Source organism: Arthrobacter sp. FW306-1B-G06A (assembly GCF_058781765.1).
Genome location: NZ_JBYSXB010000010.1, coordinates 1 through 26,967 on the forward strand (window position 1 = coordinate 1; position 26,967 = coordinate 26,967).

The window sequence follows — 26,967 nt, forward strand, 5'->3', positions numbered from 1 at the left end:
GTCCCACCCCGACCCCCACGCCGTCGCCTAGCGACACCAAGGGCGGCGGAGGCCTGGGCGGACTAGGCGGCTAGCGCTGGATCAGCGGGCTCAGGGTGGCGGCACGGGCGGCCGCCCCGGACATTCCGAGTGATTCAAGCCAGTTGCCCAGCATGAGGTAGCCGCCTTCGGTGAGCACCGATTCCGGGTGGAACTGCACCCCGCACAACGGCGCCGAACGATGCTGCAGGCCCATGACAACCCCGCTGGCGGTTTCGGCCGTGATTTCCAGGACGTCGGGGATGCTTTCCCGGACAGCCGCGAGGGAGTGGTACCGGGTGGCCGTCACCGGCGAGGGCAGACCGGCGAAAACGCTCTTGCCGTCGTGCTGCACAGGTGAGGTCTTGCCGTGCATCAGCTCCGGGGCATGAGTGACAGTCCCGCCGTAGGCCTCGGCCAGCGCCTGGTGCCCAAGGCAGACCCCGAACATCGGCTTGTTGTTGTCTCCGCACCATTTGATCAATTCAATGCAGACGCCGGCTTCGGCGGGAGTCCCGGGGCCGGGGGAGATCAGCACGCCGTCGCGCGCGTCCGCCAGCTCGATCGCTTCGGCGAGAGTGACGTCGTCGTTCCGGACCACTGTGGTTTCCGCGCCGAGCTCCTGCAGGTAGCCGACCAGGGTGTAGACGAAGCTGTCGTAGTTGTCCACGACGAGGATTTTTGTTGTGCTCATGGCTGCTGTGCTGAACCAATCGTTGAGTCGGTGAAGGTAGTGAATTGTGACATCCAGGGGAAGAGGAACTGGACCATCAGGACAAGCGCGCATGCCACGAGTGCCGCTGATGTCAGGATACGCACCCAGAGGGGTCCCGGGAGGTGGCGGAAGATCCATCCGTACATGGCTTAGCCCTTTCCGGCCGTCTGGGCGACTTGCTTGGCGATGTCCTGTGGTGGCCCGGCTGATGCCGGCTGCCAGCTTTCCAGCAAGGAGTAGGCGATGATGCGTTCTTGCGCACCGAAGCGCGGATTGCAGCTCGTCATGGTCAGGTAGCTTTCGGTGGGCGTCGCACCTGGGTGTGCGGGGACCGGCAGAAGGACGTCCGTCCGCGAGGGCAGCACGATCTGGTTGTTGCGGAAGACATACGTGTAATAGCCGTCTTTGGTCTGCACGTAGATTTTGTCGCCCGGAACCAGGAGGTGGATGTTGTCCAGCACTGCGCCGTGGGTCTGGCGGTGGCCGGCGACGGCGAAGTTGCCAGGGGCTCCGGGCATGCTCGTGGTTCCGTAGTGGCCGAGGCCCAGCGTATCCAGGATGTCGGAACCGGTGCCCTCGATGATGGGCCGCGAATAATCCGCGCCGAATCGAGGGATGTACATGATGCCGATCATGCCGCCGTGTTCGGGAGCCTCGGCAACCACGGGCTTCCCGTAGTCGGGCCGTGCAGCAGGGTTGGCAGGGACAACGGGTGCCACCGGTCCCGCGAAACTCTTGGCAAAACCCTGGACGGCCTGGCTTTGCTTGGCATCGGCTTCGACGTTGGTCCACCACAGTTCCCACGCCACAAAGAGCAGCAGGATAAGTCCGGCGGTGACGAGCAACTCGCCCACGACCTGGACGATCTTGCGCACGACGTCCCCCGTGCTTGGCCGTCCCTTGCGCCTCGCCGGGCGCGGCTTGTGTCCCGCGGGGCCGGAACCCTCCGCGCCGGTTCCTGTGCCGTCGTCCGGCACGGCAGCGGCTTGCTGCGTCTGCTGCTGCGCCACTGGATCTCCTCTTTGCAGGCGCGGATGCCCGACGACGAGCAGCCCCCGAAATCCGGCTAGACTTGACTGCTAGAACGAACCCCGGAATTGCCGCGTGCGCGTTGACCGCTGGAATTTTCCTTCCTGCAGGATATCAAGCCGGCGCGCGGCCTTTCATTCAGCCGGCCAAGGAGGAACCGTGCCCGAGTCCAAGCCCCGCAAGAGGGCCGCCCGCCCCACCGAAGCGGCCACCACGCAGCAGTACAAACCGAACCCCATCTGGTACAAGCCAGTCATGTTCGGTCTCATGATCATCGGCCTGCTGTGGATCATCACGTTCTACATCACCAGCGGCCAGCTTCCCGTGCCTGCATGGGCGTCCTGGAACATCGTGGCGGGCTTCGGCATCGCGATCGTCGGCTTCCTCATGACCACGCGCTGGCGCTCCTGAGCGGCGACCTCACATTTCGGCCGCCTGCAGCGTCTACCAGACATGACCACCAGGCACACAACCATTGATTCCCCGCTGGGCCGGCTCACGCTGACTGCCCAGGACGATCTGCTGACCGGCATTTTCTTCGAGGGTCATTGGCATATGCCGCCATCGGAGTTCTTCGGTGAGGCCGTACCGGCTGAGGATCCCTTGTTCCAGCAAACCGCTCTTGAACTGGGCGAGTACCTGGCTGGCGAGCGGACCGTGTTCGACGTCCCGTTCAAGGCTTCAGGGAATCCTTTCCAGGATCGGGTCTGGGCAAGACTCGAAGAAATTCCGTACGGGGAAACCGTCAGCTACGGGGAATTGGCCACTGAACTGGGCGATCGCAACCTTTCCCAGGCCGTCGGCTCGGCAGTCGGCCGCAATCCGCTGAGCATCATCATCCCGTGCCATCGGGTTGTGGGGCGCGACGGGAAGCTCACCGGTTACGCCGGCGGCCTCGACAACAAACGGTTCCTCCTGGAACTCGAAGAGCCAGCAGCGGAAAAGGAAAGCAAGCTCTTCTAATGGAGCCCAAGAAGCCGTTCGAGCTGGTGGTCCGCGAGCACGGACCCACGGTCCTGCGCGTGTGCCGCGCGGTCCTCGGCGACCATGACGCGGAAGACGGCTGGTCCGAGACTTTCCTCTCCGCCTTGAAGGCCTACCCCGAACTGCCAGCGGGTGCCAACGTCCAGGCCTGGCTCGTCACCATCGCCCACCGCAAGTCCATCGACATCGTCCGCTCCAGGAACCGCCGGCCGGTTCCAGTGGACGAACTGCCTGTGCGACCGTCCGGACTCGGCATCCCCGGCGACGGCCACCGGGAGGTGCTCGACGCCGTCGGGCAGCTTCCCCCGAAACAGCGCCAAGCTGTGGCGTACCACTACCTCGCCGGGCTCCCGTACAAAGAAGTCGCCGGGCTCCTCGGTGGAACTCCCGACGCCGCGCGCCGCGCGGGAGCCGACGGCGTCAAGGCGTTGCGCACCATTCTCCTCGACAGCTCCTTGAGCTACGTGAAAGAAGAAACCCCATGACCATCCACCACGACGATCCGGACCTCTCCGAGCTGCTCGCTCCCCTCGAATCCGCAGAACCGGCCATCATGCAGCGGCTCCACGACCGCCTCGCAGCGGCTGCAGCGGAGCAGCACACGCTCGATATTGCCTACCGCACAGTGGATTCCCCGATCGGCAAACTGCTCCTCGCCGCCACGGAACGCGGCATGGTGCGCGTGGCGTTCGAAGTGGAAGACCACGACGCCGTACTGCAGCTCCTCGCGGAAAAGCTCAGTCCGCGGATCCTTTTCTCGGCGAGCCGCCTGGATCCGGCTGCCCGCGAACTGGACGAGTATTTTGCCGGGACCCGGCACCAATTCGACGTCCCCTTGGATTTCAGCCTTTCGCGCGGGTTCCGGCTCAGTGTCCTGGAACATTTGCCGCAGATCGCCTACGGCCATACGGAAAGCTACGCGCAAGTGGCCTTGGCCGCCGGAAGTCCGCGGGCCGTGCGCGCCGTCGGCACCGCTTGCGCCACCAACCCGCTGCCGGTGATTGTGCCTTGCCACCGGGTGGTGAAATCCGATGGATCGTTCGGCAACTACCTCGGCGGCACGGATGCCAAGCGCGCCTTGTTGGCTCTTGAGGCAGCATGAGTTCCGGGTGGACGGAACCGCTGTTTCCCCTTGAGTTGCCGGACGCGCCCGACGCCGGTCCCCGGGTGATCGCGCCCGGCGCGGTGCACGTTCCGGGCTGGCTGAGCCTTGAGCAGCAGCGGTGGATAGTGGCCCGCTTCGAAGAGTGGACGCGGGGTCCCGTCCCCTTGCGTGCCGCCGTCCTTCCCGGCGGCCACCCGATGTCCGTACGGACAGTCTGCCTCGGCTGGCACTGGCAGCCCTATCGATACACACGCGAGGCCTTTGACGTCAACGGGCGGCGGGTCCTCGACTTTCCTGACTGGATGGTGCGCCTGGGCCGCAAAGCAATGTTGGAGGCGTACGGCGACGCCGCCGAAGCCGCCAGGTATACGCCGGACACCGCGCTGGTGAATTTCTACGCCGAGACCGCCAAGATGGGGATGCACCAGGACAAGGACGAAAAGTCCCGGGCCCCCGTGGTGTCCCTCAGCATGGGAGACAGTTGCCTCTTCCGCTTCGGAAACACGGAGACGCGCACCAAGCCGTATACCGACGTCGGGCTCTCCTCTGGGGACCTCTTCGTGTTCGGAGGCGCTTCCCGTTTTGCGTACCACGGAGTCACCAAAGTCCTCCCCGGAACGGCTCCTGAAGGTTGCGGGCTGCCGAGGGGGCGGATCAACATCACCATGCGCGTCACGGGAATGTCGTAGGACCGGGGCACAATGGCAACAACAGCTTCTGCCCGGCTTCCTGTGGAGGAACAGCTATGAACCCGCCCGAGAACGGCACCATCATTGGCGACGACGGCCTTGCGCGTCCGCCGTGGGCATCCGTTGACCCGCTCATGCGGGAGTACTACGACCACGAGTGGGGCATGCCTGTAAGGGACGAACGGGGCTTGTATGAGCGCATCAGCCTCGAGGGCTTCCAGGCGGGCCTGTCCTGGGCCACCATTTTGCGCAAGCGGGAGGCATTCCGGTCCGCTTTCCTGGACTTCCACCCTGAAAGCGTCGCGGCTTTCACGGAGGCGGACGTGGAGCGGTTGATGCAGGATTCGGGAATCGTCCGCAACCGCCTCAAGATCCGTGCGGCCATCACCAACGCCAAGGCGACGATCGCCTTGCGGAGCGAGGGCGGGTTGGTGGACTTCGTGTGGTCGTTCCAACCGGAGTCGACGCCGGAACCGCGAACCTTTGCCGACGTCGCTACCCAATCGCCGGAATCGATTGGCCTGTCCAAGGCGCTGCGGAAGAAGGGCTTCGCCTTCGTGGGCCCCACCACCATGTACGCGCTGATGGAGGCGATCGGGATGATCGATACCCACCTTCTGGACAGCCATCGTCGGGGCAGCTCGGGAGTTTGGCTCTGATACCCACCCTCTTTCCACAGAAGTGCGTAACTTTATCCACAGCTGTGGACAATTCATGTGGACATCCATGTACATGAAGCCGGGATCCCCGACATTCAGGCGATAGCCGAGCACCCATGCCTTGGTCCCGTGGTTTTACCCAGTGTGTACAAGGCTGTGGATAGTGTCCGCGGGTTCACGGAGAGTTCACTCCCGAGGTATTGAGAACTTCATTCTGGCCCCGCTCATCACGGACCCATCAGCTTCCGGTTCGATATCCCGGGTCCGCGATATCGGTTTAGTCGGGATGTGTGAAAGAATCTGCGTATGAATGCAGATAAGAGTGCTTGCTCGCTGGGGGTCGATAGCCAATACGTTGAATTGGCTGTGGAAGTATTCGCGATGCTGGCTGACGCCACGAGGGTCCGGATCGTCCTGGCGCTCCGGAACGGCGAAATGGCCGTCGGAGCTCTGGCGGAACTCCTAGGGAAGTCTCCGGCCGCAGTGTCGCAGCACCTTGCCAAAATGCGCTTGGCGAGAATGGTTTCCACGCGACAGGACGGAACCAGGGTCATGTACCGCCTCGAGAACGAGCATGCCCGCCAGCTAGTCGCGGATGCAATATTCCAGGCGGAGCACGCCTTGGGCGGTACCCCGGCACACCACCGCGCAGAACAGGAATCGGCATGAGCGGTCACCCGCAAATTGGTCATCACGAGCACCACGTGCACGACCACGACCACGACCACGACCACGACCACGACCACGACCACGCCCACGCCCACGCCCACGACGGACACTCCCATACGCACCACAAGGGTCTCAAGGGGTGGCTGTATGAGCTCTTTGTCCCGCACACCCACGATTCCGCCGATTCAATCGATGATGCCCTCGAGTCGAGTACGCAGGGCGTCCGGGCACTGAAGATCAGCCTTTTCATGCTCCTGGGCACCACGGTCCTGCAGTTTCTTGTGGTCCTCATCAGCGGCTCCGTCGCATTGCTGGCCGACACAATCCACAACTTCTCGGACGCGCTCACCGCAGTGCCATTGTGGATCGCATTCATACTGGGACGTCGTGCGGCAACCCGTCGCTACACCTATGGATACGGGCGGGCGGAGGATCTTGCCGGGCTGTTCATTGTCGGCGTCGTAGCGCTTTCAGCAGTGGTCGCCGCATGGCAATCCATCGATCGCCTTTTCCATCCCCAACCCCTGCACAATCTGTGGTGGGTTCTTGCGGCCGGAATCATAGGCTTTGCGGGCAATGAAATTGTGGCCGTCTACAGGATCAGGGTCGGCCGGCAGATCGGGTCAGCTGCACTGGTTGCCGACGGCGTGCATGCGCGCATTGACGGATTCACCTCCCTCGCAGTGGTGCTTGGAGCCGGCGGCGTTCTGCTCGGTTTCCCTTTGGCGGACCCGATTGTCGGCCTGCTGATTTCGGCCGCCATCATCGTCCTGCTTTGGGGAACGGTTCGCAGCATCGGACGACGCCTGATGGACGGTATAGAACCCGAGGTGCTGGACAGCGCCCAGGCGGCGTTGGAAATGACACCCGGTGTATTCTCGGTGCCAAAACTGCAACTGCGTTGGGTCGGCCATCGCCTGCAGGGCGCCACGACTATCGTCGTCGCCGACGCGCCGCTGTCAGCGATTGAAGAAACTGTCGGCGAGGCCAGGCACCGGCTTGAACACGCGCTCCCCAAGCTCGACGACATGGTGATACAGACCGTTACGGACGCTTGCCGCTGATCGACCGGATCCAGTTCCCAACCGCTCCCCAGCCGCTGCGGTTATGATGGCCCACTGAACCTTATGTTGAGCCACTGACCCGATCTTGAGCCAACGAACCGGACCCGCCGGCCGCCCGAGATCCACGAAAGAAGATGCCCATGAGCCAGCAAGCGATTCTGGCGAAGCCTCGCCGAAACGTGGAGATGGTGCTGCTGGTGTTGGCACTTGGCGTCGGCATTGGGGCCCTTGCAATGACCAGTGTCGACAAGAAGGAAGCCCTCGACGTTGGATTCTGGCTTCAGGCCGCTACGTTGACGGCGCTGGCGGGGATCTTCCACGTCGTCCTGCGGTTCAAGGCAAGGTATGCGGATCCCGTGATCCTCCCGATTGTGGTGGCTTTGAACGGCCTCGGCATCGCCATGATCCGACGCTTGGATGCCTCAAACGGTACGACTGCCGGGGCTAATCAGCTCACATGGACGATCGTTTCGGTCCTGGTCGCGGCCGCCGTTTTGTGGTTATTGAAGGACCACCGGCTTTTGCGCCGTTACACCTTCATTGCACTTGCGGTCAGCGCCGCCCTCCTTATCCTTCCCCTCGTGCCCGGCATTTCGGCCGGCGACATCAACGGCGCGAATGTCTGGATACGCCTCGGTTCACTGCAGTTCCAGCCCGGCGAGATCGTGAAGATTACGCTGGCCGTCTTCTTCGCGGGCTACTTGTCCTCCAACCGGGACTTGATCCTGCTGGCCGGCAGGAAATTCGGGCGCCTGCAGTTCCCCAGGATCAAGGACACCGGGCCCATGATCACCGCGTGGGCCGCGAGCGTGGGCGTACTGGTTTTCCAGCACGACCTCGGCATGTCCATACTGCTGTTCGGCCTATTTATCGTGATGATCTACGTTGCCACAAGCCGGGCCAGCTGGCTGGTCCTCGGCGTCGTGCTCATGCTTTTGGGCGGATACGCCGCAGCAAAGATTTTTTCCCATGTCGGCTTGCGCATTGACGCGTGGATCAACGCTTTCGACCCCCAGGTCTTCACCCGATTCCCCGGAGGCAGCGCCCAGATTGTCCAGGGCCTCTTCGGGATGGCCGACGGCGGCCTGATCGGCAAGGGCCTCGGGCTCGGGAGCCCTGACCTGGTGCCTTTCGCGAACAGCGACATGATCATCGCTTCCCTTGGTGAAGAAATCGGCCTGATCGGGCTGTTCGCGATCGTTCTCCTCTATTTGCTCCTTTTCACGAGAGGGTTCCGGGCCGCCCTGGGCATCCGGGATGCTTTCGGGAAGCTCCTTGCCTGCGGGCTGGCCTTCTCCATGGCCCTTCAGTGCTTCATCATTATCGGCGGCGTCACCCGCCTTATTCCCCTCACGGGGCTCACGACGCCGTTCCTCTCCGCTGGCGGGTCCTCCCTCCTCGCCAACTGGATCATCGTCGCCCTGCTGTTGCGGATCAGCGACGCTGCGCGCAGGCCCCAAACCGTTGCGTCCCAGACCGAACACGTTCCGGTCTGACACCCTTACGGACACCGGTCAGCTACCACGTGGCGAGCGGCCCAAGTGGTCCCCACCGCCACCCTCGCCTCGCAAGGCCCCGCGGCCAGGGAACCCTCCCGGCGTGGGCCCAGCTAGTCCCCACCGCCACCCTCGCCTCGCAAGCTCGGCCAGGGAACCCTGGCGGCGTGGGCCCCGCAGTTGTTGTCGTTTTGTAGCCTCATAACGACAACAACTGCGAGCTAGTTGGGTTAGCCGCGCGCCGGCACCTTAAGTCGAAGTTACGCACTTAACAACAGGCAGCTACCCACAAGTTATCCACAGTTGGGGAAAAACCGTGCCTGCATAGTGGAAAACTCCCGGAACGGCGGGCCTCAAGGGGCAGCAAAGACAACGAACTACAGCGATGTGAGTTATTAACAATGTTGATAACTCTGTTGATACCGCGCTCTTTTGGCTGCGAACACTGAGGTTGTCCACACACCCCCGGATAACCCACTTCTTATCCACATACCCACAGGCGTGTGGGCAAAAGTTATCCACAGGTGTGGACGTTAATCGCCGGAGAAAGGCGCAGCCCCTGCCATCTCGCCCTACAGTGTCCATTCACCATCGAACTACAAGCTTGTAAGTTACGCACACTGTGGATAAGGCCTGTGGAAAACATATCCAAAAGTCTTGACGGACCTGAAAGCGCAGTTCTAAGCTGGCGTTATTCAATGAACTAGTTGATAAACCATCTGCTTGAGTACGGCGGAGGACCCCGAAATCCGCGATCCTCAGGCCCGACCCACCAGGGGAGAAGCATGCCGGGCACGATTGCTGCAGCGGTGCTGGACCCGGAAGACCAGCTCAACAGGGCGTTCATGGCCCTCGCCGATCCTGTCCGCCGCAAGATACTCGCGCGGTTGGCCTTGGGCGATGCCACCGTCAACGAGATCGCCCAGCCCTTCACCGTCACCCTCCAAGCCATCTCCAAGCACCTTCAAGTGCTCGAGGGCGCGGGCCTCATCACAAGGAGCAGGGAAGCGCAGCGCCGTCCCTGCCATTTGAACACCACAGCGCTGGGTCCGTTGGCTGAGTGGATCGAGAACTACCGTCTTCAGGCCGAGGAACGTTTCGCCCGGCTGGACGAACTATTGGCCAGCACAACCGACAAAGACAGTCCCGAAAAGGAGAAGAACAATGAGCACCAACACAACAACCATTGACGTCGCCGCGGGCACGCCGTTCATCGATACGAGCCGCGACTTCGACGCCGCACCCTCGCGTGTGTTCCAGGCTTTCACGGACCCCGAACTCGTCGTCAAATGGCTGGGTCCGCGTCGCCTGGAAATGCGCCTGGAGTCATACGACGCGCGCACGGGCGGCAGCTACCGCTACACGCATGTGGACGAACAAGGCAACGAGTTCGGTTTCCGCGGGGTCTTCCACGAGGTCCAGGAGCCATTGCGGATCATCCAGACCTTTGAGTTCGACGGCGCCCCGGGGCAAGTCACGCTGGATACCACCAGGTTTGAAGACCTCGGAGGCCGCACGCGCGTAGTGCAGCACTCCGTGTTTCCTTCGGTGGAAGCCCGGGACATGGCAGTAGCCAGCGGCATGGATGCGGGCATCAAAGAGTCGATGGACCGCTTGGAGGAACTCCTGGGGTAAAGCCAGGGAGCTGTTAGCCCGCTGTGGCCCGAAGGACGGTAGCGAGGACCAGAATCCCGGCCACCAGGGCCATGCCTGCGGTCTGCAACAGCGCCTGGCGGGGTCCACGCGGAGCAAAGGCAATCACGGCGGCGCACAGGCCACCCGTGATCAGGCCGCCCAAATGGGCCTGCCAGGCAATGCCGGGGACAACGAAGCCAATCACGCCGTTGATGGCAATGAGGATCCACAGCTGCCGGGTGTCTCCGCCGCGCCGGCTTTGAACTACCAACAGTGCGCCAAAGAGGCCGAAGATGGCGCCGGACGCACCTTCCACTCCAGTGGGAGGCAAAACAGGTGTCAGAAGTAGGAAACCGACAGAGCCGCCAATGGCGGACAACAGGTAGACGGCCAGGAAGCGGATGCGCCCCAAGACCGGCTCCAGCACCTGGCCGAAAATCCAGAGCATGTACATGTTGAGCACGATGTGCAGGACAAAGCCCTGGGAATGGACAAAAGCGCTGGTCAGCATCCGCCAGGGTTCGAAGGCCCCGTATTGCGGAGCGGCGTAGACGGACGCAAAAGCGAGTTGATTCTCCACGACACCGCCGGGAATCAACCATTGCAGCACGTACACCAGGGCACACAGCCCGATAAGTATGTACGTCGCCAAAGGACGTCCTGTCGCAATGGCGCCGCCATAGGCGGAACGCACTGCCGGCGTCGAACGCTTCATTTCATTGACGCAGTCAATGCATTGGAACCCGACGGCGGCCGCCCGCTGGCACTCGGGGCATGCGGGACGCCCGCAACGCTGGCACCGCACATAGGAGGGCCTGTCCGGGTGCCTGGGGCACACCGGAATGTCTGCTGACGGCTCTGCCGCCGGGATTCCGTAACTCATATGCTGTTCAGGCTCCGGGGATCAGAGCTGGACAATGTCGATGCTGTTGATGACGACGTCTTCGACGGGGCGATCGCCCATGCCGGTGCGGACAGCCTCGATGGCGTCTACAACTTTCTTGGACTCCTCGTCTGCAACCTCACCGAAGATGGAGTGCTTGCCGAAAAGCCAGTCGGTGTTGACCGTGGTGATGAAGAACTGGGAACCGTTGGTGCCCTTGCCCATCTGGATGCCGGCGTTGGCCATGGCCAGCTTGTAAGGGGCGTTGAAGTTGAGTTCCGGGTGGATCTCGTCGTCGAACTTGTAGCCCGGACCGCCGATACCGCGACCGAGGGGATCGCCGCCCTGGATCATGAAGTCTTTGATGATGCGGTGGAAAATCGTGCCGTTGTACAGCGGGGTACCAGTCTTGTCTTCACCGGTCTCCGGGTGCGTCCAGGACTTTTCGCCGGTGGCCAGGCCAACGAAGTTGGCTACCGTCTTGGGCGCGTGGTTGCCGAAGAGGTCAACCACGATGTCACCGAGGCTCGTGTGGAAAGTTGCTTTTGCGGTTGCGATGGTCATATCGCCATTGTTTCACGCAGGGTCAACGCCGGGGCGGCCAGGAGGGCGGTTCCGCGCTCGGTGAAATCTTCCATGAATCCGCTGGATGAATAGCCGGTGCCGAACAAGCGACGTAGGCTAACAACAAACGAGCATGTTGATCGGGAGGTAGTTGTGAAGAAATCGGACCGGATTGCCCGCGAACTTGAACACACCGTTGTGAATGGTGTCGAAAATGCCAAGGACTGGGCGACACCGCGCGTCGAAGCAGCTGTGAACTGGGCTGTTCCCCGCATCCAGCACGGAATCGACACCGCGTCGCCGAAGCTCCAGGAAGGCCTGAAATCGGCTGCCTACAACCTCGCCGACGGCGTTGCAACCGTCACGCCGAAGCTCCAGGAAGGCCTGGCGAACCTCGCGCCGAAGATCCACGACGTCGTCGAGGACGCCTCACCCAAGATCCAGGAAGCCCTTAACAAAGCCACCCCGGCGCTCAGCCACGCGCGGGACAAAGTTGTTGAGGAGTACTTGCCCAAGCTTTCCGAGCAGCTCGGGCAAGCCTCCGTGGTTGTCCACCAGGCCCTCGAGAATGCACCCGCGCAGGTGGACGCAGTCGCCCAGAAGCTGGTGGACTCGGGAGTGGTTCACAATCTGCAGGAGCAAGCACAAGCCACAGGGGCCCAGCTGAAAGCCGCGGCCGAGGAAGCGTCCAAAACAGTCTCGAAAGAACTGGCCAAGACCCGGAAGCCCAAAAAGCGCGGTCTCCTGATCTTCACGGTCATTGCAGCAGCTGCCGCGGCCGGCGTCGCCGCATGGAAGGCCAGCCGTCCGGTGGAGGACCCGTGGAAGACCCCGGCCCCGGTAACGCCGTCGCCGGTGCCCGCCGCGGCAGCAGCCGAGAAGGTCGCTGACAAGGCGAACGAGGCCGCCACCAAGGTAGCTGACACGATTGACGACGTGAAACTCAACGTTGCTGAGAAAGCCGAAGCCGTAGCCGAGAAGGCAAAGCACGCAGTCGAGGACGCTACGGACACTGCAGCAAAAGTGGCAACCGACGCCAAGACCGCGGTAAAGAACATCGCCGCCAGCCTCCACAAGGACGAAGCGGCCAAGGACCAGCCGGCCACAGACGAAGCCGGCAAGCACGAGGCCTAGGCAAATAGCCATATTCGCTCCACGTTGAAGGGATCCCGGTTCGCCGGGGTCCCTTCAATTGTTTGGCCACTTGTCACCGGAGGCTTCCTCACGTGACACCGCCCTGATGTTAGATTTATGGGGATGCCAGCCGATAGATCTTTCGTAGATGCAGCCACCAATGCAGCCGTCGCACCCGTGAAGCCGAGCGTTTCAATCATCATCCCGGCGTACAACGAGGAAAGCGTCATACGGCAATGCCTGATCGCGGCCATCTACCAGTCAGTACCTGCGGACGAGATCATCGTCGTTGACAACAAGTCCACGGACCGCACCGCCCAGATCGTCACGCAGATGCAGCAGGAATACCCGGAAAGCCCCATCATGCTGCTGAGCCAGGACAAAGCGCAGGGACTCATCCCCACCCGCAACTTTGGCCTCAATCGAGCCACGTCGGACATCCTCGGCCGGATCGATGCCGACTCCGTCGTTGAACCCGACTGGGTTGAGCAGGTCCAAAAGGCCTTCGCCGATCCCTCGGTGCAGGCGGCCACGGGTCCGGTGGTCTACTACGACATGCCGATGCGTCGATTCGGACTCAAGGCCGACGACAAAATGCGCCAGCTCATGCTTCGGCTTGCGAAGCACCAGTACCACTTCCTTTTTGGATCCAACATGGCGCTTCGCCGCTCCGCATGGGAAACCATCCGGGACGAAACCTGCCTGGATGAAAGGGACGAGATGCACGAGGACATCGATCTCTCCCTGCACCTTGCCGACCACGATCTCAGGGTGCAGTACTGGCCGCAGATGGTCTCTGGCATGTCTGCCCGCCGGCTCGAAGATTCACCGCGCGACTACCGCTATTACGTGACCCGCTTCGACCGCACCTACAAGGCACACAACGTCAAGAAGATGGCCCTGAAGGCTCCCATGGTGGTGTTCTTCTCGGTCTACTTCCCGGCCAAGCTTCTGCGGGCCATCCACACGGCCAATGCCGGCCAAGGCGTCCGCCGAGGCGGCCTCTAGCCACTCAGTCAGTGCCGAGTTCGGCGATCTTGCCCTCGGCGTCGCCCTTGCCGCTCCGCTGACCGGCGACGACGACGGCGAGTCCAACCAGGATCAAGGCGAGTCCCGCATAGGTACCGGCCGGCAAGGTCTCGTGCAGGAAGACGGCAGCGAGAATGGCTGCGCCCGGAATCTCCAGCAGGATGATCATGGACACCAGGAGCGGGCTCATGGTCGCCAGGAGATGGTTGAAGGCGGTGTGGCCCACCAGTTGGGCACACACGGTGATGGCCACGATCCCCAGCCAGCCGCCGGCGTCGAACCCTACAAGCGGCTGGCCGCCCGTGATGGCGAGCACAGCGACGATGGCCGCACAGATCCCGTAGCAAAGCGTCGTATATGTTCCAATGCCCATGCTCTGGCGGGCTTTGCCTCCGGCCAAGGTATATAGGCCGGCCAGGGCGCCTCCGGCGAGGGCCAGGATGTCACCAAGAAAGGCTTTCGGGGAGGATCCCATATCGAAGCCCGTGATGGCGGCTACGCCGCCCAGCGCGATACCCAGGCCCACGAGGACCGGCCAGCGGTGCTTTGTGCCGCGGAGGAGCTGGAAAACGGCGATCCAGGCGGACTGCAGGCACACCAGGGCGGTAGCGGCCGCGACAGAGGTGAGTTGGAGCGCGGTGATGAAGCACGCGAAGTGGAAGGCCAGTGCCACTGCTGCAACAGCGGACCAGGTGAACTCGTTCCGGGTGATCTTGCGGAACTGGCGCGGCTCGCGGATCAGGACCGGCGAGGCCATGACGACCGCGGCGATCGCGTTGCGCCAAAAGGCGATAGCGAGTGCCGTGACGGAAGTAGCTCCAAGCGTTCCGGCGATGAGGGGTCCGGATGACGCGACGCCGAGCACACCCAAAGCAGCAACAATGAAGTTCACATTTCAACCTTAGTGGGGCGGTTAACGCAAAGAGTCCCGGTCATTTCTGACCGGGACTCTTTCCTATGGTGGAGGCACGGGGACTCGAACCCCGAACCCCCTGCTTGCAAAGCAGGTGCGCTACCAATTGCGCCATGCCCCCATAAGAAGCAACCCGTCCATACTACCCTAGTTCCTTCGATGGTTTTCGCCATCTCCAGGCTGGGCGCCTTTCGCTAGTCAACCGTGTCGGTTGCCTTGCTCCAGACTGTCTTCTGGGCTTCGGATTCCTGCACTTTTTTGTAGAGCAGGACGCCTGCGATCGCAGCTGCAACTACGAGCAACTTCTTCACATGCACCCCGTTCCGGTTCAGTTTCCTGAACCTTTAACAAAACCTGTGCAGGTTCCGTGGGCGTACCAGGACTTGAACCTGGGACCTCTTCGTTATCAGCGAAGCGCTCTAACCGCCTGAGCTATACGCCCCGATACCTCTTCGGGCCGAGACATGACTTTACAGCACATCCCGGCCCGATCTCAAATCGAGGTATTTTCACCACTGTTTTCCAGCAGTTTCCCCCAATTTCCGACCGACTGGGTCAGTCGTCGGTGAGGGTCACGCCAATGCCGCCCACGAGTGTTGCGGCAATGTTATAAAGCACGGCGCTCAGCATGGACAAAGCAGTCAGTAGAACAACATTCACCACGGCAATGATGGTTGCGAAGGAGGCAACCTGTCCGAGGGATGCGACCTTCTTGAGTTCGAATCCGCCGCTTTCCGAGCCCGCCAGGGTGCCGAGAAGGCTGTCCACCTGGTTGAAAATGCCGGTGAGGTCCAGAACGGTCCAAAGCACGATTGCGGCAATCACAGTCACGATGCCCAAGGCAACGGACAACAGGAATGCCATCTTCAGGACAGACCACGGATCAACCTTGCTGACGAGCAGGCGCGCGCGGCGAACTTTCGCCTTAGGTGCCGGCTTCACGAGTCCGGGGGCCCCGGCGGCGGGCCGCTGCTGGCCCTGCACGGGGCGCTGGCCGGGCGCGGCGGGACGCTGACCCGCCGGGCGCTGGGTTCCCGCGGTTCCCGCGGGACGCTGGCCAGGAACGGCGGGACGCTGACCGGGAACCGCCGGGCGCTGGCCTGGGACCCTTTCCGCGCCAGTTCCTGCCCCACCCGACGCGGATGCCGCAGGGCGCTGCTGGGGACGGGCCGGTGCGTCTACCCGTGGAGTAGCCGACGGCTGCCGCAATCCTCCAGGGACACCCGTGCTTGGCTTGGGATATGAGTCCGAATTGCTCACTCGTTACCTCCGGTATTGTCTTCGTTCAGCTCGACGCCGGACCCATTACCGGATCCTGCGGCCGATCCCGATTCGGCCGTCGCGGTCGCCTGATCGGCACCGCCGTTTGCAGCCAACGTTACGTCATCGTCCGCCTCGGACGTTCCTCCGGCGGGATTTTCGACGCTATTGACGCTTGAGGCGTCGTCGGTGCTGTCGCCCTGATCGTCGTCGGAGTCCTCGAGGCCGCGTTCGCTGTTGCGGGCCACCTCGATGATGCGGTCGTTCTTGTCAGGCTTCGCAAAGATGACGCCCATCGTGTCACGGCCTTTCGCAGGCACACCGGCCACGGCGGAGCGGACAATTTTTCCACCCTCCATGACCACCAGGACTTCGTCTTCTTCGTTGACGATCAACGCACCAACAAGGTCGCCTCGCTCTTCCTGAAGCTTGGCCACCTTGATGCCCAGGCCGCCACGTCCCTGGAGCCGGTACTCCTCGACGGCGGTGCGCTTGGCGTACCCGCCTTCGGTCACCACGAACACGAACGAACCGTCCTGGACCACGTCGGCCGCGAGGAGTTCGTCGTCTTCGCGGAACTTCATGCCGGTCACACCCGAGGTGGCGCGACCCATGGGGCGCAATGCCTCGTCGGTGGCCGTGAAGCGGATCGACTGGCCCTTGCGGGAAACCAGGAGGAGATCGTCCGTTTCGGACACAAGCTGCGCCGAGACAAGCTCGTCCTCATCCCGAAGGTTGATGGCGATGACGCCGGCCGTGCGGTTGGTGTCGTAGTCTTCCAGGCGCGTCTTCTTCACAAGGCCGTTCTTGGTGGCGAGCACCAGGTACGGGGCTTGCTCGTAGTCGCGCAAGTCGAGGACCTGGGCGATGTGCTCGTCCGGCTGGAAGGCCAACAGGTTTGCCACGTGCTGTCCCTTGGCGTCGCGGCCGGCCTCGGCAAGCTCGTATGCCTTGGCCCGGTACACGCGGCCTAGGTTGGTGAAGAACAGCAACCAGTGGTGCGTCGTTGTGACGAAGAAGTGCTCCACGACGTCGTCGCCGCGAAGCTGGGCACCCTTGACCCCCTTGCCGCCCCGCTGCTGCGAACGATAGTTGTCGCTGCGCGTGCGCTTGACGTATCCGCCGCGGGTGATGGTGACCACCACTTCTTCCTCGGGGATGAGGTCTTCCATGGACATGTCGCCGTCGAAGCCCATGAGGATGTGGGTCCGGCGGTCATCACCGTGCTTCGCCACGATCTCGGCCAGTTCCTGGCTGATGATGTCGCGTTGGCGCTGTTCGGAGGCCAGGATCGAGTTGAATTCCGTGATCATGGCTTCAAGCTCGGCGTGCCTGTCCTGGATCTTCTGCCGTTCCAATGCGGCGAGCCGGCGGAGCTGCATGTCGAGGATGGCGCGGGCCTGGAGCTCGTCGATCTCCAGCAGACCCATCAGGCCGTCGCGGGCAGCCTCCGTGGTGTTGGAGGCCCGGATGAGTGCAATGACCTCATCCAGCATGTCCAGCGCCTTGAGCAGGGCGCGCAGGATGTGCGCCTCTTCCTCGGCCTTGCGCAGGCGGTAGCGGGTCCGGCGGACAATGACGCTCATCTGGTGGGCCACCCAGTGCCGGATGAAGGCGTCCAGGCTCAGCGTGCGGGGTACGCCGTCGACAATTGCCAGCATGTTGGCGCCGAAATTGTCCTGAAGCTGGGTGTGCTTGTAGAGGTTGTTGAGCACAACCTTCGCCACGGCGTCGCGCTTGAGCACGATTACGAGCCTCTGGCCTGTGCGGCCGGACGTCTCGTCGCGGAGGTCCGCGATGCCCTGGATCTTGCCGTCCTTGACCAGTTCGGCGATCTTGATGGCCAGGTTGTCCGGGTTTGCCTGGTACGGAAGTTCGGTGACCACGAGGCATGTGCGGCCCTGGAGTTCCTCGACGTTTACCACCGCGCGCATGGTGATGGAGCCGCGGCCAGTCCGGTACGCGTCCTCGATGCCCTTGTGACCGAGGATAGTGGCGCCGGTCGGGAAGTCCGGGCCCTTGATGCGTACAAGCAACGCCTCGAGCAGCTCTTCGCGGCTGGCTGTCGGGTTGGCCAGGTACCACTGCACGCCATCGGCAACTTCGCGGAGGTTGTGCGGCGGGATGTTAGTGGCCATGCCGACGGCGATGCCGGAGGAACCGTTGACCAGCAGGTTCGGGAAACGCGCCGGCAGGATGGTGGGTTCCTGGTTCTTGCCGTCGTAGTTGTCCTGGAAGTCGACGGTTTCCTCGTCGATGTCGCGGACCATCTCCATGGCCAGCTGGGCCATCTTGGTTTCGGTGTAACGCGGAGCCGCGGCGCCGTCGTTGCCCGGGGAGCCGAAGTTACCCTGCCCAAGAGCGAGCGGATAGCGCATCGTCCAGTCCTGGATGAGGCGGACCAAGGCATCGTAGATCGCGGTGTCACCGTGCGGGTGGTATTGGCCCATGACCTCGCCCACCACGCGGGCGCATTTGTTGAACGAGCGGTCCGGGCGGTAACCGCCGTCGAACATCGCGTAGAGCACTCGGCGGTGGACAGGCTTCAGGCCGTCGCGGACGTCCGGAAGCGCACGGCCAACGATCACGGCCATGGCATAGTCCAGGTAGGAACGCTGCATTTCCGTCTGCAGGTCCACCTGGTCCACGCGGTCAGTCAGCACGTCGCCCTCAAGTACGGGTTCCGGAATGCCGGCCGACTCGGCGGGAACCTCAGGTGTTTCTTCACTCATGGTTTATGATTTCCGTTTCAGGTATATGTCAGTACTGGAATATTCCTAGGGGCTTTTGAAGTCTCTAGATATCCAGGAACCTGACGTCCTTGGCGTTCTGCTGAATGAAGTTCCGGCGCGACTCCACGTCCTCACCCATCAGCACGGAGAAGGTCTGGTCCGCCGCCAGGGCATCGTCCATGGTGACCTGCAGGAGCGTGCGGTGGTCCGGGTCCATGGTGGTGTCCCAGAGTTCGGTGTAGTCCATTTCGCCGAGGCCCTTGTAGCGCTGGATGCCGTTGTCCTTCGGGATCCGGCGGCCGGCGGCCTGGCCGGAGACCAGCTTGGCGTCTCGTTCACGGTCGCTGTAGACGTAGTCGTGAGGGGCGTTCGACCATTTGATGCGGTACAGCGGCGGCTGGGCCAGATAGACATAGCCGTTCTCGATCAGCGGACGCATGTAGCGGAACAGCAACGTCATCAGCAGCGTCGTGATGTGCTGGCCGTCCACGTCGGCATCGGCCATCAGGACGATCTTGTGGTACCGCAGCTTGGAGATGTCGAAGTCCTCGCCGATGCCCGTGCCGAAGGCCGTGATCATGGACTGGACTTCATTGTTGCCGAGCGCCTTGTCCAGGCGGGCGCGCTCGACGTTCAGGATCTTTCCGCGCAACGGCAGGATGGCCTGGGTCTCGGGGTTGCGTCCACGCTTGGCCGAACCCCCGGCGGAGTCACCCTCCACGAGGTAGACCTCGCAGCGCGCGGGATCCTTCGAGGAGCAGTCGGACAGCTTGCCCGGCATACCGAAGGATTCCAACGGGCTCTTGCGACGTGCGTTGTCGCGGGCTTTGCGCGCGGCCATACGGGCCTGTGCCGCCTGGACAGCTTTGCGGATGACGTCTCGCGCCGGGCCCGGGTTTCGTTCCAGCCAGTCGCCAAGCTGGTCGGTGACCACCCGTTGGACGAAGCCCTTGACCTCGGAGTTACCCAGTTTGGTCTTGGTCTGGCCCTCGAACTGCGGTTCCGACAATTTCACGGAGATGACGGCTGTGAGGCCCTCCCGGATGTCGTCACCGGTCAGGTTGTCATCCTTTTCCTTGATGATGGTCTTCTCGCGCGCGTAGCGGTTGATGAGTGAGGTCATCGCGGCACGGAAACCTTCTTCGTGGGTGCCGCCCTCGTGGGTGTTGATGGTGTTGGCGTACGTGTGGACGCTCTCGGAATAGGCCGTGGTCCACTGCATCGCGACCTCGACGGCGATGTGCCGCTCAGTGTCCTCGGTTTCGAAGGCGATGACGTCCTCGTGGACGACGTCCACCTTCTTGTTCGAGTTGAGATGCTTCACGTAGTCGAGCAGGCCGTCGTCGTATTGATAAACGACGGTGCGGTGTTCGGCCGCCACTTCGCCTTCAGTCGCCACCGCGTCAAGATCCAGGTCGTCGTCGCCTGCTCCTGCGACGGGACGCTCGTCCGTGAGGGTGATGCGCAGGCCCTTGTTGAGGAAGGCCATCTGCTGGAACCGGGCGCGGAGGGTTTCGAAATCGAAATCGGTGCTCTCGAAGATGGTGCCGTCCGGGTAGAACGTCTGGGACGTTCCGGTCTGGTCCGTTGCTTCGCCCTGGACGAGTCCACCCTGCGGCTTGCCGCCGTCGGCGAAGCTCATCCGCCAAACGTGGCCCTGGCGACGCACCTCGGTGTCAACCCTGCGCGAAAGCGCGTTGACAACGGAAATACCGACGCCGTGAAGGCCACCGGATACGGCATAGCCGCTGCCGCCGAACTTGCCGCCCGCGTGCAGGATGGTCATGACAACTTCGACCGTTGGCTTCTTCTCCGTGGGGTGCATGTCCACCGGGATGCCGCGGCCATCGTCCACGACCTTCACGCCGCCATCGGCCTGCAGAGTCACCTCGATGTGGCTGCAGTATCCGGCAAGCGCCTCGTCCACCGAGTTGTCCACCACTTCGTACACCAAGTGGTGGAGGCCGCGCGGGCCTGTGGATCCGATGTACATACCCGGGCGCTTACGCACCGCTTCGAGACCTTCAAGAACGGTAATGTCGCTCGCACCGTACTCCTTGGACCCCGAGGGGGTGTCAGGCTTATGGGCGTTCTCCTTCGCGGGATCTACTGCCAAGGTCTCTGCATTGTCGTTAGCCACAGGCGCTTTCGACTCCTCCGTGTTCGATGGTCGCCGGCCGTCACCGCACCAAGGAAGCACGTCCGTCAGGACACACCACAGGGATACGGCAGCCGCCAACAGGGACGTCACTGCTAACGCCGGCTACTTCGTCAATGGCGGATCCGCTTATACAAGTGCTGTTCAGCAGAGCCAATCAACGTTCACCGGCGCCCAGTTGTCTATGCCGATTCTATCGTGACTGGGCGCAGTTCCTTGCAAAACCCGGCCCTTATGCTCAGGAAAGTAGCTCTGGGAGGCCGCTGGCCCCATCTGCAAGCCGCCAAAAGAGCACCCTCTAGGGAGCTGTACGGTCCGGGGAGGTTTCTCGCCCCTGTGCGCCGTTCAAGCAAATGCGCCAATATGGGCGCGGGGGAAGTTACCCGTAGGTATCCCGAGGGCCCCGCCCATTGACGCTTCGGCCGCCCTTCCGCCAACTCGGTGCAGTGGGGGCGAGCACCTGAATGGAGGTCACCACTCCGTCTCCGAGTTCCTTTCGGAACATGTCCAGGAGGCTTGTACTCAGGAGCCTGAGCTGCGTTGCCCACGCCGTGGAATCGCAGCGGACATGGAGCGTGGTGTCGGTGAAGCTCTCCGGAGTGCAATGCGCGGAGATCTCCGGTCCTACCAAGGCATCCCATTCGGCCATCACGGAACCGACAGCTACTGGAGACGTCCAGCCGCGTTCAGCCACGAGCCTCCCGACGACTTTCCCCAAGCCAAGCGGATCCCGGCCGCTGCCGTGGAATTGGCTGAATCCGCGGGTGTCGCGGACGCCCTTGCGTTTGGAAGCGGCGCCCGTCCGCGGGGCAGCGCGGCGGATTTCGCCACGTGCTGCGGCCGCTTCGCGCATCCGGTTCAAAGCTGATTGGGCAGCGTCGATCTCGTCAGGGTCCCTGCCCGGCTGGCGTCCGCCGGGGCTATCCTTCTCCATCAATGCCTCCGGGCACAACCTTCACGCGCCGCCCCGCCAGTTCCTCGGGAATGTCGGCGTCGACGGCGGCCGTCACCAGCACCTGTTCGGCACCGGCCACTATTGCAGCCAGTTTACGCCTGCGCTGCACGTCCAGTTCAGCGAACACATCGTCGAGGATGAGGATCGGAGCAGAACCGCCGGTTCGGGTGTCATCGAGCATGACGTAGTAGGAGGCCAAGCGCAGGGAGAGGCACATGGACCATGTTTCGCCATGGGAGGCATAGCCCTTGGCCGGAGCTTGGCCCAGAACCAGCTCGAGTTCGTCGCGGTGGGGTCCGACCAGGGAGATCCCGCGCTCCAACTCCTTCCGGCGCGAGGCCGCGAAAGCCTGGACATAGCGCTCGGTGAGTTGTTCCACGGACAATGTGCGGAGGTCCTCAACCCCCTCCGAACCTTCCGCGAGACCCTCGGCGGGACCGCCGTCGTCGTCCAACACGCCCTGGATGGTAGATCGATAGACCGCGCCCGCTTCCTTCGATCCGTCGGTCAGCTGGGCGTATGCGCTCTTGAGGTGGGGTCGAAGCAGTTCCACGAGTTCCAGCCGTGCATGCAGGAGCTCGGCACCGGCCCGCGCCATGTGCTGGTCCCACACATCGAGCGTTGCTTCGTGGCCCGAGGTGAATTTCCCGGTGCGGGCAGATTTCAACAAAGCGTTGCGCTGTTTGAGCACGCGGTCGTAGTCGCTGCGGGTGGCCGCGTGCACCGGCATGAGGCTGACCAGCAGTTCGTCCATGAAGCGCCTGCGGTTGGACGGATCACCCTTGACCAAGGCAAGGTCTTCCGGGGCGAAAAGCACCGTCTGGCAAATGCCCAGGATGTCGCGGGCGCGCACAGGATTTCCGCGGTTGATCCGGCCGCGGTTGGCACGGCCGGCGTTGATCTCGAGTTCGACCACGGTCGATTGTTCACCGCGAACAAGCTTCGCCCGGATCAAGGCGCGCTCCGTGCCGAAGCGCAGGAGGGGCGCATCCGTACTCACGCGGTGCGAACTCAAGGTGGCCAGGTATCCGATGGCCTCCATGAGGTTCGTCTTGCCGATGCCGTTGGACCCCACCAGGACCGTCACACCGGGACCGAGCTTGAGGTCAACCTGCGCGTAGCTGCGGAAATCGGTCAGCGAAAGATGTTCGAGGTACACGCGTACTGCTGGTGGGCCGGGGCCTAGTTGGCCGGACGGGTGGCGTGGCCGCCGAATTGGTTGCGCAGCGCAGACACCATCTTCATGGCCGGGGAGTTGTCTTCACGCGAGGAGAAACGGGCGAAGAGCGCAGCGGTGATTGCCGGCGCAGGGATCGCGTTGGCAATGGCTTCTTCAACGGTCCAGCGGCCTTCACCGGAGTCCTCGACGTAGTCTCCGATGGAGGCCAGTCCCGGATCTTCGTCCAAGGCTTTGACCATGAGGTCCAGTAGCCAAGAACGGACAACGGTGCCTTTTTGCCACGCACGGAAGGTGCCGGGAAGGTCTTTGATGATGTCCTTGGCGGCGAGCAGTTCGTAGCCCTCGGCGTAGGCCTGCATCAGGCCGTATTCGATCCCGTTGTGGACCATCTTGGCGTAGTGGCCTGCTCCGACGCCGCCGACGTGGACGAAGCTGTCGGCGCGATCGCCTTCGGGACGGAGTGCGTCGAATACCGGCATGGCGAGTTCGATGTCTTCATCCGCGCCGCCTGCCATGAGTCCGTAGCCGTTTTGCAAGCCCCAGACGCCTCCTGAAACACCGCAATCGGCGAAGCGGATGTCCTTGGAGGCCAGGAAAGTGGCGTGTTTTTGGTCTTCAGTGAAGCGTGAGTTGCCGCCGTCGATCACCATGTCCCCGGCGGAAAGCTTCTCGCCGAGTTCGCTGATCACGGCATCGGTGATCTCGCCGGAGGGAACCATGACCCACACCAGGCGCGGCGCCGGAAGGGCAGCGATCAGTTCGTCAACGGACGCGACGTCGGCGATGTCCTGATTGCGGTCGAAGCCAGTGACCTCGATTCCGCCCTTCCGCATGCGTTCGCGCATGTTGAAACCCATTTTTCCAAGGCCGATCAGTCCGATGTGCACGGGGTGAACTCTTTCCTGCGTTGGTGGTTTTGGTCTTGACCCGACTGACTCGCATTTGTTGTCGTTTTGGGCGCCCAGAACGACAACTAATGCGAGCTAGTTGGGGAGGCGGACAGGCATCACGAGGTAGCGGTAGTCGCCTTTGTCATCACCGTCGGCGTCAACTTGGGCGGTGATCATGGCCGGCTTCGGTGCCGTGGTGAAGGAGAAGCGCACGAACTTCGTCTCGATCACGCTCAGGCCTTCCACCAGGTAGTGCGGGTTGAACGCTACCGTGATGTCTTCGCCGCTGAGCTGGGCTTCCAGTTCCTCGGAGGCCTGCGCGTCCTCGCCGGTACCGGCGTCGAGACTCAGCTGGCCCTGCGTGAACGCCAGGCGAACCGGGGTGTTCCGTTCGGCCACCAAGGACACGCGGCGAACGGCTTCAACGAGTTCCTGCGTTTGGACCGTTGCGTGGATCGGCGTGGAATCCGGGAACAAGGACCGAATCTTGGGGTAGTCGCCGTCAACGAGCAATGAAGTGGTGGTGCGCCCGCCGCTTTCGAAGCCAATCAGGCGGCTGTCGTCGTCGGCGAGGGCGAGATGGATGTCACCGCTGCCGCCGAGAGTCTTGGCTACCTCGTTGAGGGTCTTGGATTTCACCAAGGCACTCGTGGAAATTCCCGGGGTGACGGGCTTCCACGGTACTTCCCTCATGGCGAGGCGGTACCGGTCCGTGGCGAGGAGGGTGATCATGTCATCCTCGATCTCCATCCGGACACCGGTGAGGATCGGCAGGGTGTCATCCCTGCTGGCGGCGATGATGACCTGCGAAACGGCCTGGGCGAAGGCGTCGCCGGGCAGGGTTCCGCTGATGGCGGGAAGCGCCGGAAGCGGCGGATATTCGGATTCCGGCATCGTGGCGAGATGGAAGCTGCTTCGACGGCATGTGAGGGTGACCTTGCTGCCATCGGTTTCGATGTCGACGGGAGCCGAGGGCAGGCTGCGGCAGATATCGGCCAGGAGCCGTCCGGAAACCAGGATGGTTCCTTCGGTGGTGATGTCAGCTGGAATCTCGAGACGGGCGGAGGTCTCGTAATCGAAGCTCGAGAGGCTCACTGTTCCGGCTTCCGCCTTGAGCAGGAGACCTGAGAGTACCGGGACGGGCGGCCGCGGAGACAAGGACCGGGCTGTCCATGTGACGGCTTCTGCCAGGACATCCCGCTCGACTCTGAACTTCACGGAAGGGTGCCGCCTTTCATTGCTGCTGCCAGTGTTCCACCGGAAACTCCCCCAGGAGCCCCGAAAACCAGCGCCCGGAACCCTAACGCTGCATGGTCCGCACTGAGCGAACTACAAAGCAGCGCCAAGGATGGACGCGATGCAGACAGCTTAGCCGGAACTTCGGGCATTAACCCATCCCCGGCCTGCTGGCTTGTGGTTCGAAGCAGCCGCGGGCTGCGTCGGTGGGTGGGCGGAAGGAGATTGTTATTTGAGGGAATTCATTTTTTTGGGATTAGTAGTGTTAATAACCCCTGTGGAAACTGTGGATAACCGTCCCTGGACCCGCAGTTCCGCGGTTAAGGCCTGTTCACGATATGTGGGTGACAGGGGTTTTAAACAGGGTGTGGACGTGGATAACCCCCAGGGCCGTTTTTAACGATCCACAGACGGCTTAAGGGTTTTAAGCCCATTAACCGCGCTTGTCCCCTTAAGTATCCACAGGCTTATCCACATGTGCGTGTTAATAAGGTATGTAGTACCTCGAGCGAGCCGGCTCAGGAATCGCGTTGCTGCTGCTTGATGCGGTTGGTCAGCTCAGTCACCTGGTTGTAGATCACACGGCGCTCGGCCATCAGTTCGCGAATCTTGCGATCTGCGTGGATCACTGTGGTGTGGTCGCGGCCGCCAAGCTCCTGGCCGATCTTCGGCAGGGACATGTCGGTGAGCTCGCGGCACAAGTACATGGCGATCTGCCGTGCGGTCACCAAGGTGCGCGTCCGGGACTTGCTGCAAAGCTCTTCCATGCTGAGCTTGAAGTACTCGGCCGTCTGCTTCAGGATCTGGTCGGCCGTGATCTCCTGGGCGCCATCGTCGGTGATCAGGTCCTTCAGCACCATTTCGGCGAGGGCCACATCCACGGGCTGGCGGTTGAGGCTGGCGAAGGCAGTGACGCGGATCAGCGCGCCTTCGAGCTCGCGGATGTTGCTGGAGATCTTGGAAGCGATGTACTCCAAGGCGTCGTCAGGTGCGGACAGTCCCTCGCTCTGGGCCTTCTTGCGGAGGATCGCAATACGGGTTTCGAGTTCCGGCGGCTGGATATCGGTCAGCAGGCCCCACTCGAAGCGGGACTTCATGCGGTCCTCGAAGCCGGCAAGCTGCTTGGGCGGGAGGTCCGAGGTGATGACCACTTGCTTGTTGTTGTTGTGCAGTGCGTTGAAGGTGTGGAAGAACTCTTCGAGCGTCCGGTCCTTGCCAGCCAGGAACTGGATGTCATCGATCAGGAGCACGTCGACGTTGCGGTACGTGGTCTTGAAGCTGGCGCCTTCGTCGTCCCGGATGGAGTTGATGAAGTCGTTGGTGAACTCTTCGGAATTCACGTAGCGCACCCGGATGCCGCTGTAGAGCCGGCGGGCGTAGTGGCCGATCGCGTGCAGCAAGTGCGTCTTGCCGAGTCCGGAGTCACCGTAGATGAACAGCGGGTTGTAGGCCTTTGCCGGTGCTTCCGCGACCGCGACGGCGGCAGCATGGGCGAAGCGGTTGGAAGAGCCGATGACGAAGGTGTCAAAGACGTACTTCGGGTTGAGCCGGCCGAATTCGTGCGAAGTACTCGGCGGGGTGGGCTGTGGCTTGGATTCCACGGCCAGGTCGTTCACGGAGGAGAGTTCGACGGCGGGGGCCGGCTCTTCGTGGATGGGCACTAGATCCGTGTCGACGTCGATCGCGCACCGGATGTCGTCGGAAAAGACGCTGCGGAGGGCGTCATCGAGGGCGTCCTTGACTTGCGTCTGGAGAACCTCGCGGGTCAACTCGTTGGGTACGGCCACCAGGAGCGTGGAGCCGATCAGGCCCTGTGCCTGGGCAAGGATAACGAAACCACGCTGCCGGGGTGTGACGCGATCGTCTTGTTCCAGCAGGCTCAGCACCCGCCGCCAGGAACTTCCGACCGTGTTGGCGTGGTTGGCTTCGTCTACCGTCATCAATTGGTTCCCTCGAGTGCTTGCTTGCCT

Annotated in this window: 27 protein-coding genes and 2 tRNA genes; 13 read left to right on the forward strand and 16 right to left on the reverse strand. The window is 62.5% G+C overall.

Annotation, left to right across the window (positions count from 1 at the left end; genetic code table 11):
- Nucleotides 1-70: 70 nt before the first annotated feature.
- On the reverse strand, nucleotides 71-712 hold the full coding sequence (locus AC3WJM_RS07135) for an aminodeoxychorismate/anthranilate synthase component II (protein WP_059388885.1): 642 nt from the start codon (nucleotides 710-712) through the stop codon (nucleotides 71-73).
- A gap of 170 nt (nucleotides 713-882) precedes the next feature.
- Entirely contained in the window at nucleotides 883-1,743 is an 861-nt protein-coding gene (locus AC3WJM_RS07140) for a class E sortase (RefSeq protein ID WP_492271494.1), read from the reverse strand.
- A 178-nt stretch (nucleotides 1,744-1,921) separates the two neighbouring features.
- On the opposite strand from AC3WJM_RS07140, the gene AC3WJM_RS07145 reads away from it, so the two are divergent.
- From AC3WJM_RS07145 to AC3WJM_RS07195, 11 genes are all read left to right on the forward strand, one after another.
- Entirely contained in the window at nucleotides 1,922-2,173 is a 252-nt protein-coding gene (locus tag AC3WJM_RS07145; protein WP_059388883.1) for a cell division protein CrgA, read from the forward strand.
- A gap of 42 nt (nucleotides 2,174-2,215) precedes the next feature.
- Complete coding sequence (locus tag AC3WJM_RS07150; RefSeq protein WP_492271495.1) at nucleotides 2,216-2,725, forward strand: methylated-DNA--[protein]-cysteine S-methyltransferase; 510 nt, start codon at nucleotides 2,216-2,218, stop codon at nucleotides 2,723-2,725.
- Entirely contained in the window at nucleotides 2,725-3,231 is a 507-nt protein-coding gene (locus AC3WJM_RS07155; RefSeq protein WP_492260353.1) for an RNA polymerase sigma factor, read from the forward strand. The genes AC3WJM_RS07150 and AC3WJM_RS07155 overlap by 1 nt, the downstream gene beginning before the upstream one ends.
- Nucleotides 3,228-3,848 carry a methylated-DNA--[protein]-cysteine S-methyltransferase gene (locus AC3WJM_RS07160; RefSeq protein WP_492271496.1) on the forward strand — a complete coding sequence of 207 codons (621 nt, stop codon included), beginning with the start codon at nucleotides 3,228-3,230 and terminating at the stop codon, nucleotides 3,846-3,848. Before AC3WJM_RS07155 ends, AC3WJM_RS07160 begins: the two co-directional genes overlap by 4 nt.
- Nucleotides 3,845-4,540, forward strand: coding sequence for an alpha-ketoglutarate-dependent dioxygenase AlkB family protein (locus AC3WJM_RS07165; RefSeq protein ID WP_492271497.1), 696 nt, complete (start codon nucleotides 3,845-3,847; stop codon nucleotides 4,538-4,540). Before AC3WJM_RS07160 ends, AC3WJM_RS07165 begins: the two co-directional genes overlap by 4 nt.
- Before the next feature lie 56 nt (nucleotides 4,541-4,596).
- The gene (locus AC3WJM_RS07170; protein WP_492271498.1) at nucleotides 4,597-5,199 is read left to right on the forward strand and encodes a DNA-3-methyladenine glycosylase I; all 603 of its coding nucleotides are present in this window, start codon (nucleotides 4,597-4,599) and stop codon (nucleotides 5,197-5,199) included.
- Between the two features lie 306 nt (nucleotides 5,200-5,505).
- Nucleotides 5,506-5,868: an ArsR/SmtB family transcription factor gene (locus AC3WJM_RS07175; protein ID WP_059388880.1), complete on the forward strand. Its 363-nt coding sequence runs from the start codon at nucleotides 5,506-5,508 to the stop codon at nucleotides 5,866-5,868.
- Entirely contained in the window at nucleotides 5,865-6,932 is a 1,068-nt protein-coding gene (locus AC3WJM_RS07180; protein ID WP_492271499.1) for a cation diffusion facilitator family transporter, read from the forward strand. The genes AC3WJM_RS07175 and AC3WJM_RS07180 overlap by 4 nt, the downstream gene beginning before the upstream one ends.
- A gap of 140 nt (nucleotides 6,933-7,072) precedes the next feature.
- Nucleotides 7,073-8,428, forward strand: a complete 1,356-nt coding sequence (locus tag AC3WJM_RS07185; RefSeq protein WP_492271500.1) for an FtsW/RodA/SpoVE family cell cycle protein — start codon at nucleotides 7,073-7,075, stop codon at nucleotides 8,426-8,428.
- 785 nt (nucleotides 8,429-9,213) lie between these two features.
- Nucleotides 9,214-9,618: an ArsR/SmtB family transcription factor gene (locus AC3WJM_RS07190; protein ID WP_059388877.1), complete on the forward strand. Its 405-nt coding sequence runs from the start codon at nucleotides 9,214-9,216 to the stop codon at nucleotides 9,616-9,618.
- A complete protein-coding gene (locus AC3WJM_RS07195; protein WP_284988567.1) occupies nucleotides 9,593-10,063 on the forward strand; it encodes an SRPBCC family protein in 471 nt (156 codons plus the stop codon). The genes AC3WJM_RS07190 and AC3WJM_RS07195 overlap by 26 nt, the downstream gene beginning before the upstream one ends.
- A gap of 13 nt (nucleotides 10,064-10,076) precedes the next feature.
- Here the strand turns inward: AC3WJM_RS07195 and AC3WJM_RS07200 are convergent, their stop codons facing one another.
- The gene (locus tag AC3WJM_RS07200) at nucleotides 10,077-10,946 is read right to left on the reverse strand and encodes a rhomboid family intramembrane serine protease (protein ID WP_059388875.1); all 870 of its coding nucleotides are present in this window, start codon (nucleotides 10,944-10,946) and stop codon (nucleotides 10,077-10,079) included.
- A 21-nt stretch (nucleotides 10,947-10,967) separates the two neighbouring features.
- Nucleotides 10,968-11,510, reverse strand: a complete 543-nt coding sequence (locus tag AC3WJM_RS07205) for a peptidylprolyl isomerase (protein WP_059388874.1) — start codon at nucleotides 11,508-11,510, stop codon at nucleotides 10,968-10,970.
- Nucleotides 11,511-11,663: 153 nt separating this feature from the next.
- On the opposite strand from AC3WJM_RS07205, the gene AC3WJM_RS07210 reads away from it, so the two are divergent.
- Both AC3WJM_RS07210 and AC3WJM_RS07215 read left to right on the forward strand, forming a co-directional pair.
- Nucleotides 11,664-12,644, forward strand: coding sequence for a hypothetical protein (locus AC3WJM_RS07210; protein ID WP_307054154.1), 981 nt, complete (start codon nucleotides 11,664-11,666; stop codon nucleotides 12,642-12,644).
- 123 nt (nucleotides 12,645-12,767) lie between these two features.
- Complete coding sequence (locus AC3WJM_RS07215) at nucleotides 12,768-13,652, forward strand: glycosyltransferase family 2 protein (RefSeq protein ID WP_059388873.1); 885 nt, start codon at nucleotides 12,768-12,770, stop codon at nucleotides 13,650-13,652.
- Between the two features lie 4 nt (nucleotides 13,653-13,656).
- On the opposite strand, the gene AC3WJM_RS07220 is transcribed toward AC3WJM_RS07215, so the two are convergent.
- The 12 genes from AC3WJM_RS07220 to dnaA form a co-directional block, all read right to left on the reverse strand.
- Nucleotides 13,657-14,565, reverse strand: a complete 909-nt coding sequence (locus AC3WJM_RS07220; protein WP_284988564.1) for a DMT family transporter — start codon at nucleotides 14,563-14,565, stop codon at nucleotides 13,657-13,659.
- Between the two features lie 66 nt (nucleotides 14,566-14,631).
- Nucleotides 14,632-14,707: transfer RNA gene (locus AC3WJM_RS07225), tRNA-Ala, on the reverse strand.
- Between the two features lie 73 nt (nucleotides 14,708-14,780).
- Nucleotides 14,781-14,897, reverse strand: a complete 117-nt coding sequence (locus tag AC3WJM_RS07230) for a DLW-39 family protein (protein ID WP_216363197.1) — start codon at nucleotides 14,895-14,897, stop codon at nucleotides 14,781-14,783.
- A 57-nt stretch (nucleotides 14,898-14,954) separates the two neighbouring features.
- Nucleotides 14,955-15,028: transfer RNA gene (locus AC3WJM_RS07235), tRNA-Ile, on the reverse strand.
- A gap of 113 nt (nucleotides 15,029-15,141) precedes the next feature.
- On the reverse strand, nucleotides 15,142-15,846 hold the full coding sequence (locus AC3WJM_RS07240; protein ID WP_492271501.1) for a DUF3566 domain-containing protein: 705 nt from the start codon (nucleotides 15,844-15,846) through the stop codon (nucleotides 15,142-15,144).
- Complete coding sequence (gyrA, locus tag AC3WJM_RS07245) at nucleotides 15,843-18,578, reverse strand: DNA gyrase subunit A (RefSeq protein WP_492271502.1); 2,736 nt, start codon at nucleotides 18,576-18,578, stop codon at nucleotides 15,843-15,845. The genes AC3WJM_RS07240 and gyrA overlap by 4 nt, the downstream gene beginning before the upstream one ends.
- Nucleotides 18,579-18,642: 64 nt before the next feature.
- Nucleotides 18,643-20,718 carry a DNA topoisomerase (ATP-hydrolyzing) subunit B gene (gene gyrB, locus AC3WJM_RS07250; RefSeq protein WP_306963408.1) on the reverse strand — a complete coding sequence of 692 codons (2,076 nt, stop codon included), beginning with the start codon at nucleotides 20,716-20,718 and terminating at the stop codon, nucleotides 18,643-18,645.
- A gap of 397 nt (nucleotides 20,719-21,115) precedes the next feature.
- On the reverse strand, nucleotides 21,116-21,670 hold the full coding sequence (locus tag AC3WJM_RS07255) for a DciA family protein (protein ID WP_492260345.1): 555 nt from the start codon (nucleotides 21,668-21,670) through the stop codon (nucleotides 21,116-21,118).
- Entirely contained in the window at nucleotides 21,657-22,850 is a 1,194-nt protein-coding gene (gene recF / locus AC3WJM_RS07260; RefSeq protein WP_284988560.1) for a DNA replication/repair protein RecF, read from the reverse strand. Before recF ends, AC3WJM_RS07255 begins: the two co-directional genes overlap by 14 nt.
- 23 nt (nucleotides 22,851-22,873) lie before the next feature.
- The gene (gnd, locus tag AC3WJM_RS07265; protein ID WP_059388866.1) at nucleotides 22,874-23,758 is read right to left on the reverse strand and encodes a phosphogluconate dehydrogenase (NAD(+)-dependent, decarboxylating); all 885 of its coding nucleotides are present in this window, start codon (nucleotides 23,756-23,758) and stop codon (nucleotides 22,874-22,876) included.
- A 96-nt stretch (nucleotides 23,759-23,854) separates the two neighbouring features.
- Nucleotides 23,855-24,979, reverse strand: coding sequence for a DNA polymerase III subunit beta (dnaN, locus tag AC3WJM_RS07270; RefSeq protein WP_059388865.1), 1,125 nt, complete (start codon nucleotides 24,977-24,979; stop codon nucleotides 23,855-23,857).
- A gap of 536 nt (nucleotides 24,980-25,515) precedes the next feature.
- Nucleotides 25,516-26,937 carry a chromosomal replication initiator protein DnaA gene (dnaA, locus tag AC3WJM_RS07275; RefSeq protein WP_059388864.1) on the reverse strand — a complete coding sequence of 474 codons (1,422 nt, stop codon included), beginning with the start codon at nucleotides 26,935-26,937 and terminating at the stop codon, nucleotides 25,516-25,518.
- Nucleotides 26,938-26,967 lie beyond the last annotated feature (30 nt).

Coding starts and splice junctions, on each gene's coding strand:
- AC3WJM_RS07135 (WP_059388885.1), bottom strand. CDS start 712: ATGAGCACAACAAAAATCCTCGTCGTGGACAACTACGACAGCTTCGTC.
- AC3WJM_RS07150 (WP_492271495.1), top strand. CDS start 2,216: ATGACCACCAGGCACACAACCATTGATTCCCCGCTGGGCCGGCTCACG.
- AC3WJM_RS07155 (WP_492260353.1), top strand. CDS start 2,725: ATGGAGCCCAAGAAGCCGTTCGAGCTGGTGGTCCGCGAGCACGGACCC.
- AC3WJM_RS07160 (WP_492271496.1), top strand. CDS start 3,228: ATGACCATCCACCACGACGATCCGGACCTCTCCGAGCTGCTCGCTCCC.
- AC3WJM_RS07165 (WP_492271497.1), top strand. CDS start 3,845: ATGAGTTCCGGGTGGACGGAACCGCTGTTTCCCCTTGAGTTGCCGGAC.
- AC3WJM_RS07170 (WP_492271498.1), top strand. CDS start 4,597: ATGAACCCGCCCGAGAACGGCACCATCATTGGCGACGACGGCCTTGCG.
- AC3WJM_RS07175 (WP_059388880.1), top strand. CDS start 5,506: ATGAATGCAGATAAGAGTGCTTGCTCGCTGGGGGTCGATAGCCAATAC.
- AC3WJM_RS07180 (WP_492271499.1), top strand. CDS start 5,865: ATGAGCGGTCACCCGCAAATTGGTCATCACGAGCACCACGTGCACGAC.
- AC3WJM_RS07185 (WP_492271500.1), top strand. CDS start 7,073: ATGAGCCAGCAAGCGATTCTGGCGAAGCCTCGCCGAAACGTGGAGATG.
- AC3WJM_RS07190 (WP_059388877.1), top strand. CDS start 9,214: ATGCCGGGCACGATTGCTGCAGCGGTGCTGGACCCGGAAGACCAGCTC.
- AC3WJM_RS07195 (WP_284988567.1), top strand. CDS start 9,593: ATGAGCACCAACACAACAACCATTGACGTCGCCGCGGGCACGCCGTTC.
- AC3WJM_RS07200 (WP_059388875.1), bottom strand. CDS start 10,946: ATGAGTTACGGAATCCCGGCGGCAGAGCCGTCAGCAGACATTCCGGTG.
- AC3WJM_RS07205 (WP_059388874.1), bottom strand. CDS start 11,510: ATGACCATCGCAACCGCAAAAGCAACTTTCCACACGAGCCTCGGTGAC.
- AC3WJM_RS07215 (WP_059388873.1), top strand. CDS start 12,768: ATGCCAGCCGATAGATCTTTCGTAGATGCAGCCACCAATGCAGCCGTC.
- gyrA (WP_492271502.1), bottom strand. CDS start 18,578: ATGAGTGAAGAAACACCTGAGGTTCCCGCCGAGTCGGCCGGCATTCCG.
- AC3WJM_RS07255 (WP_492260345.1), bottom strand. CDS start 21,670: ATGGAGAAGGATAGCCCCGGCGGACGCCAGCCGGGCAGGGACCCTGAC.
- dnaA (WP_059388864.1), bottom strand. CDS start 26,937: ATGACGGTAGACGAAGCCAACCACGCCAACACGGTCGGAAGTTCCTGG.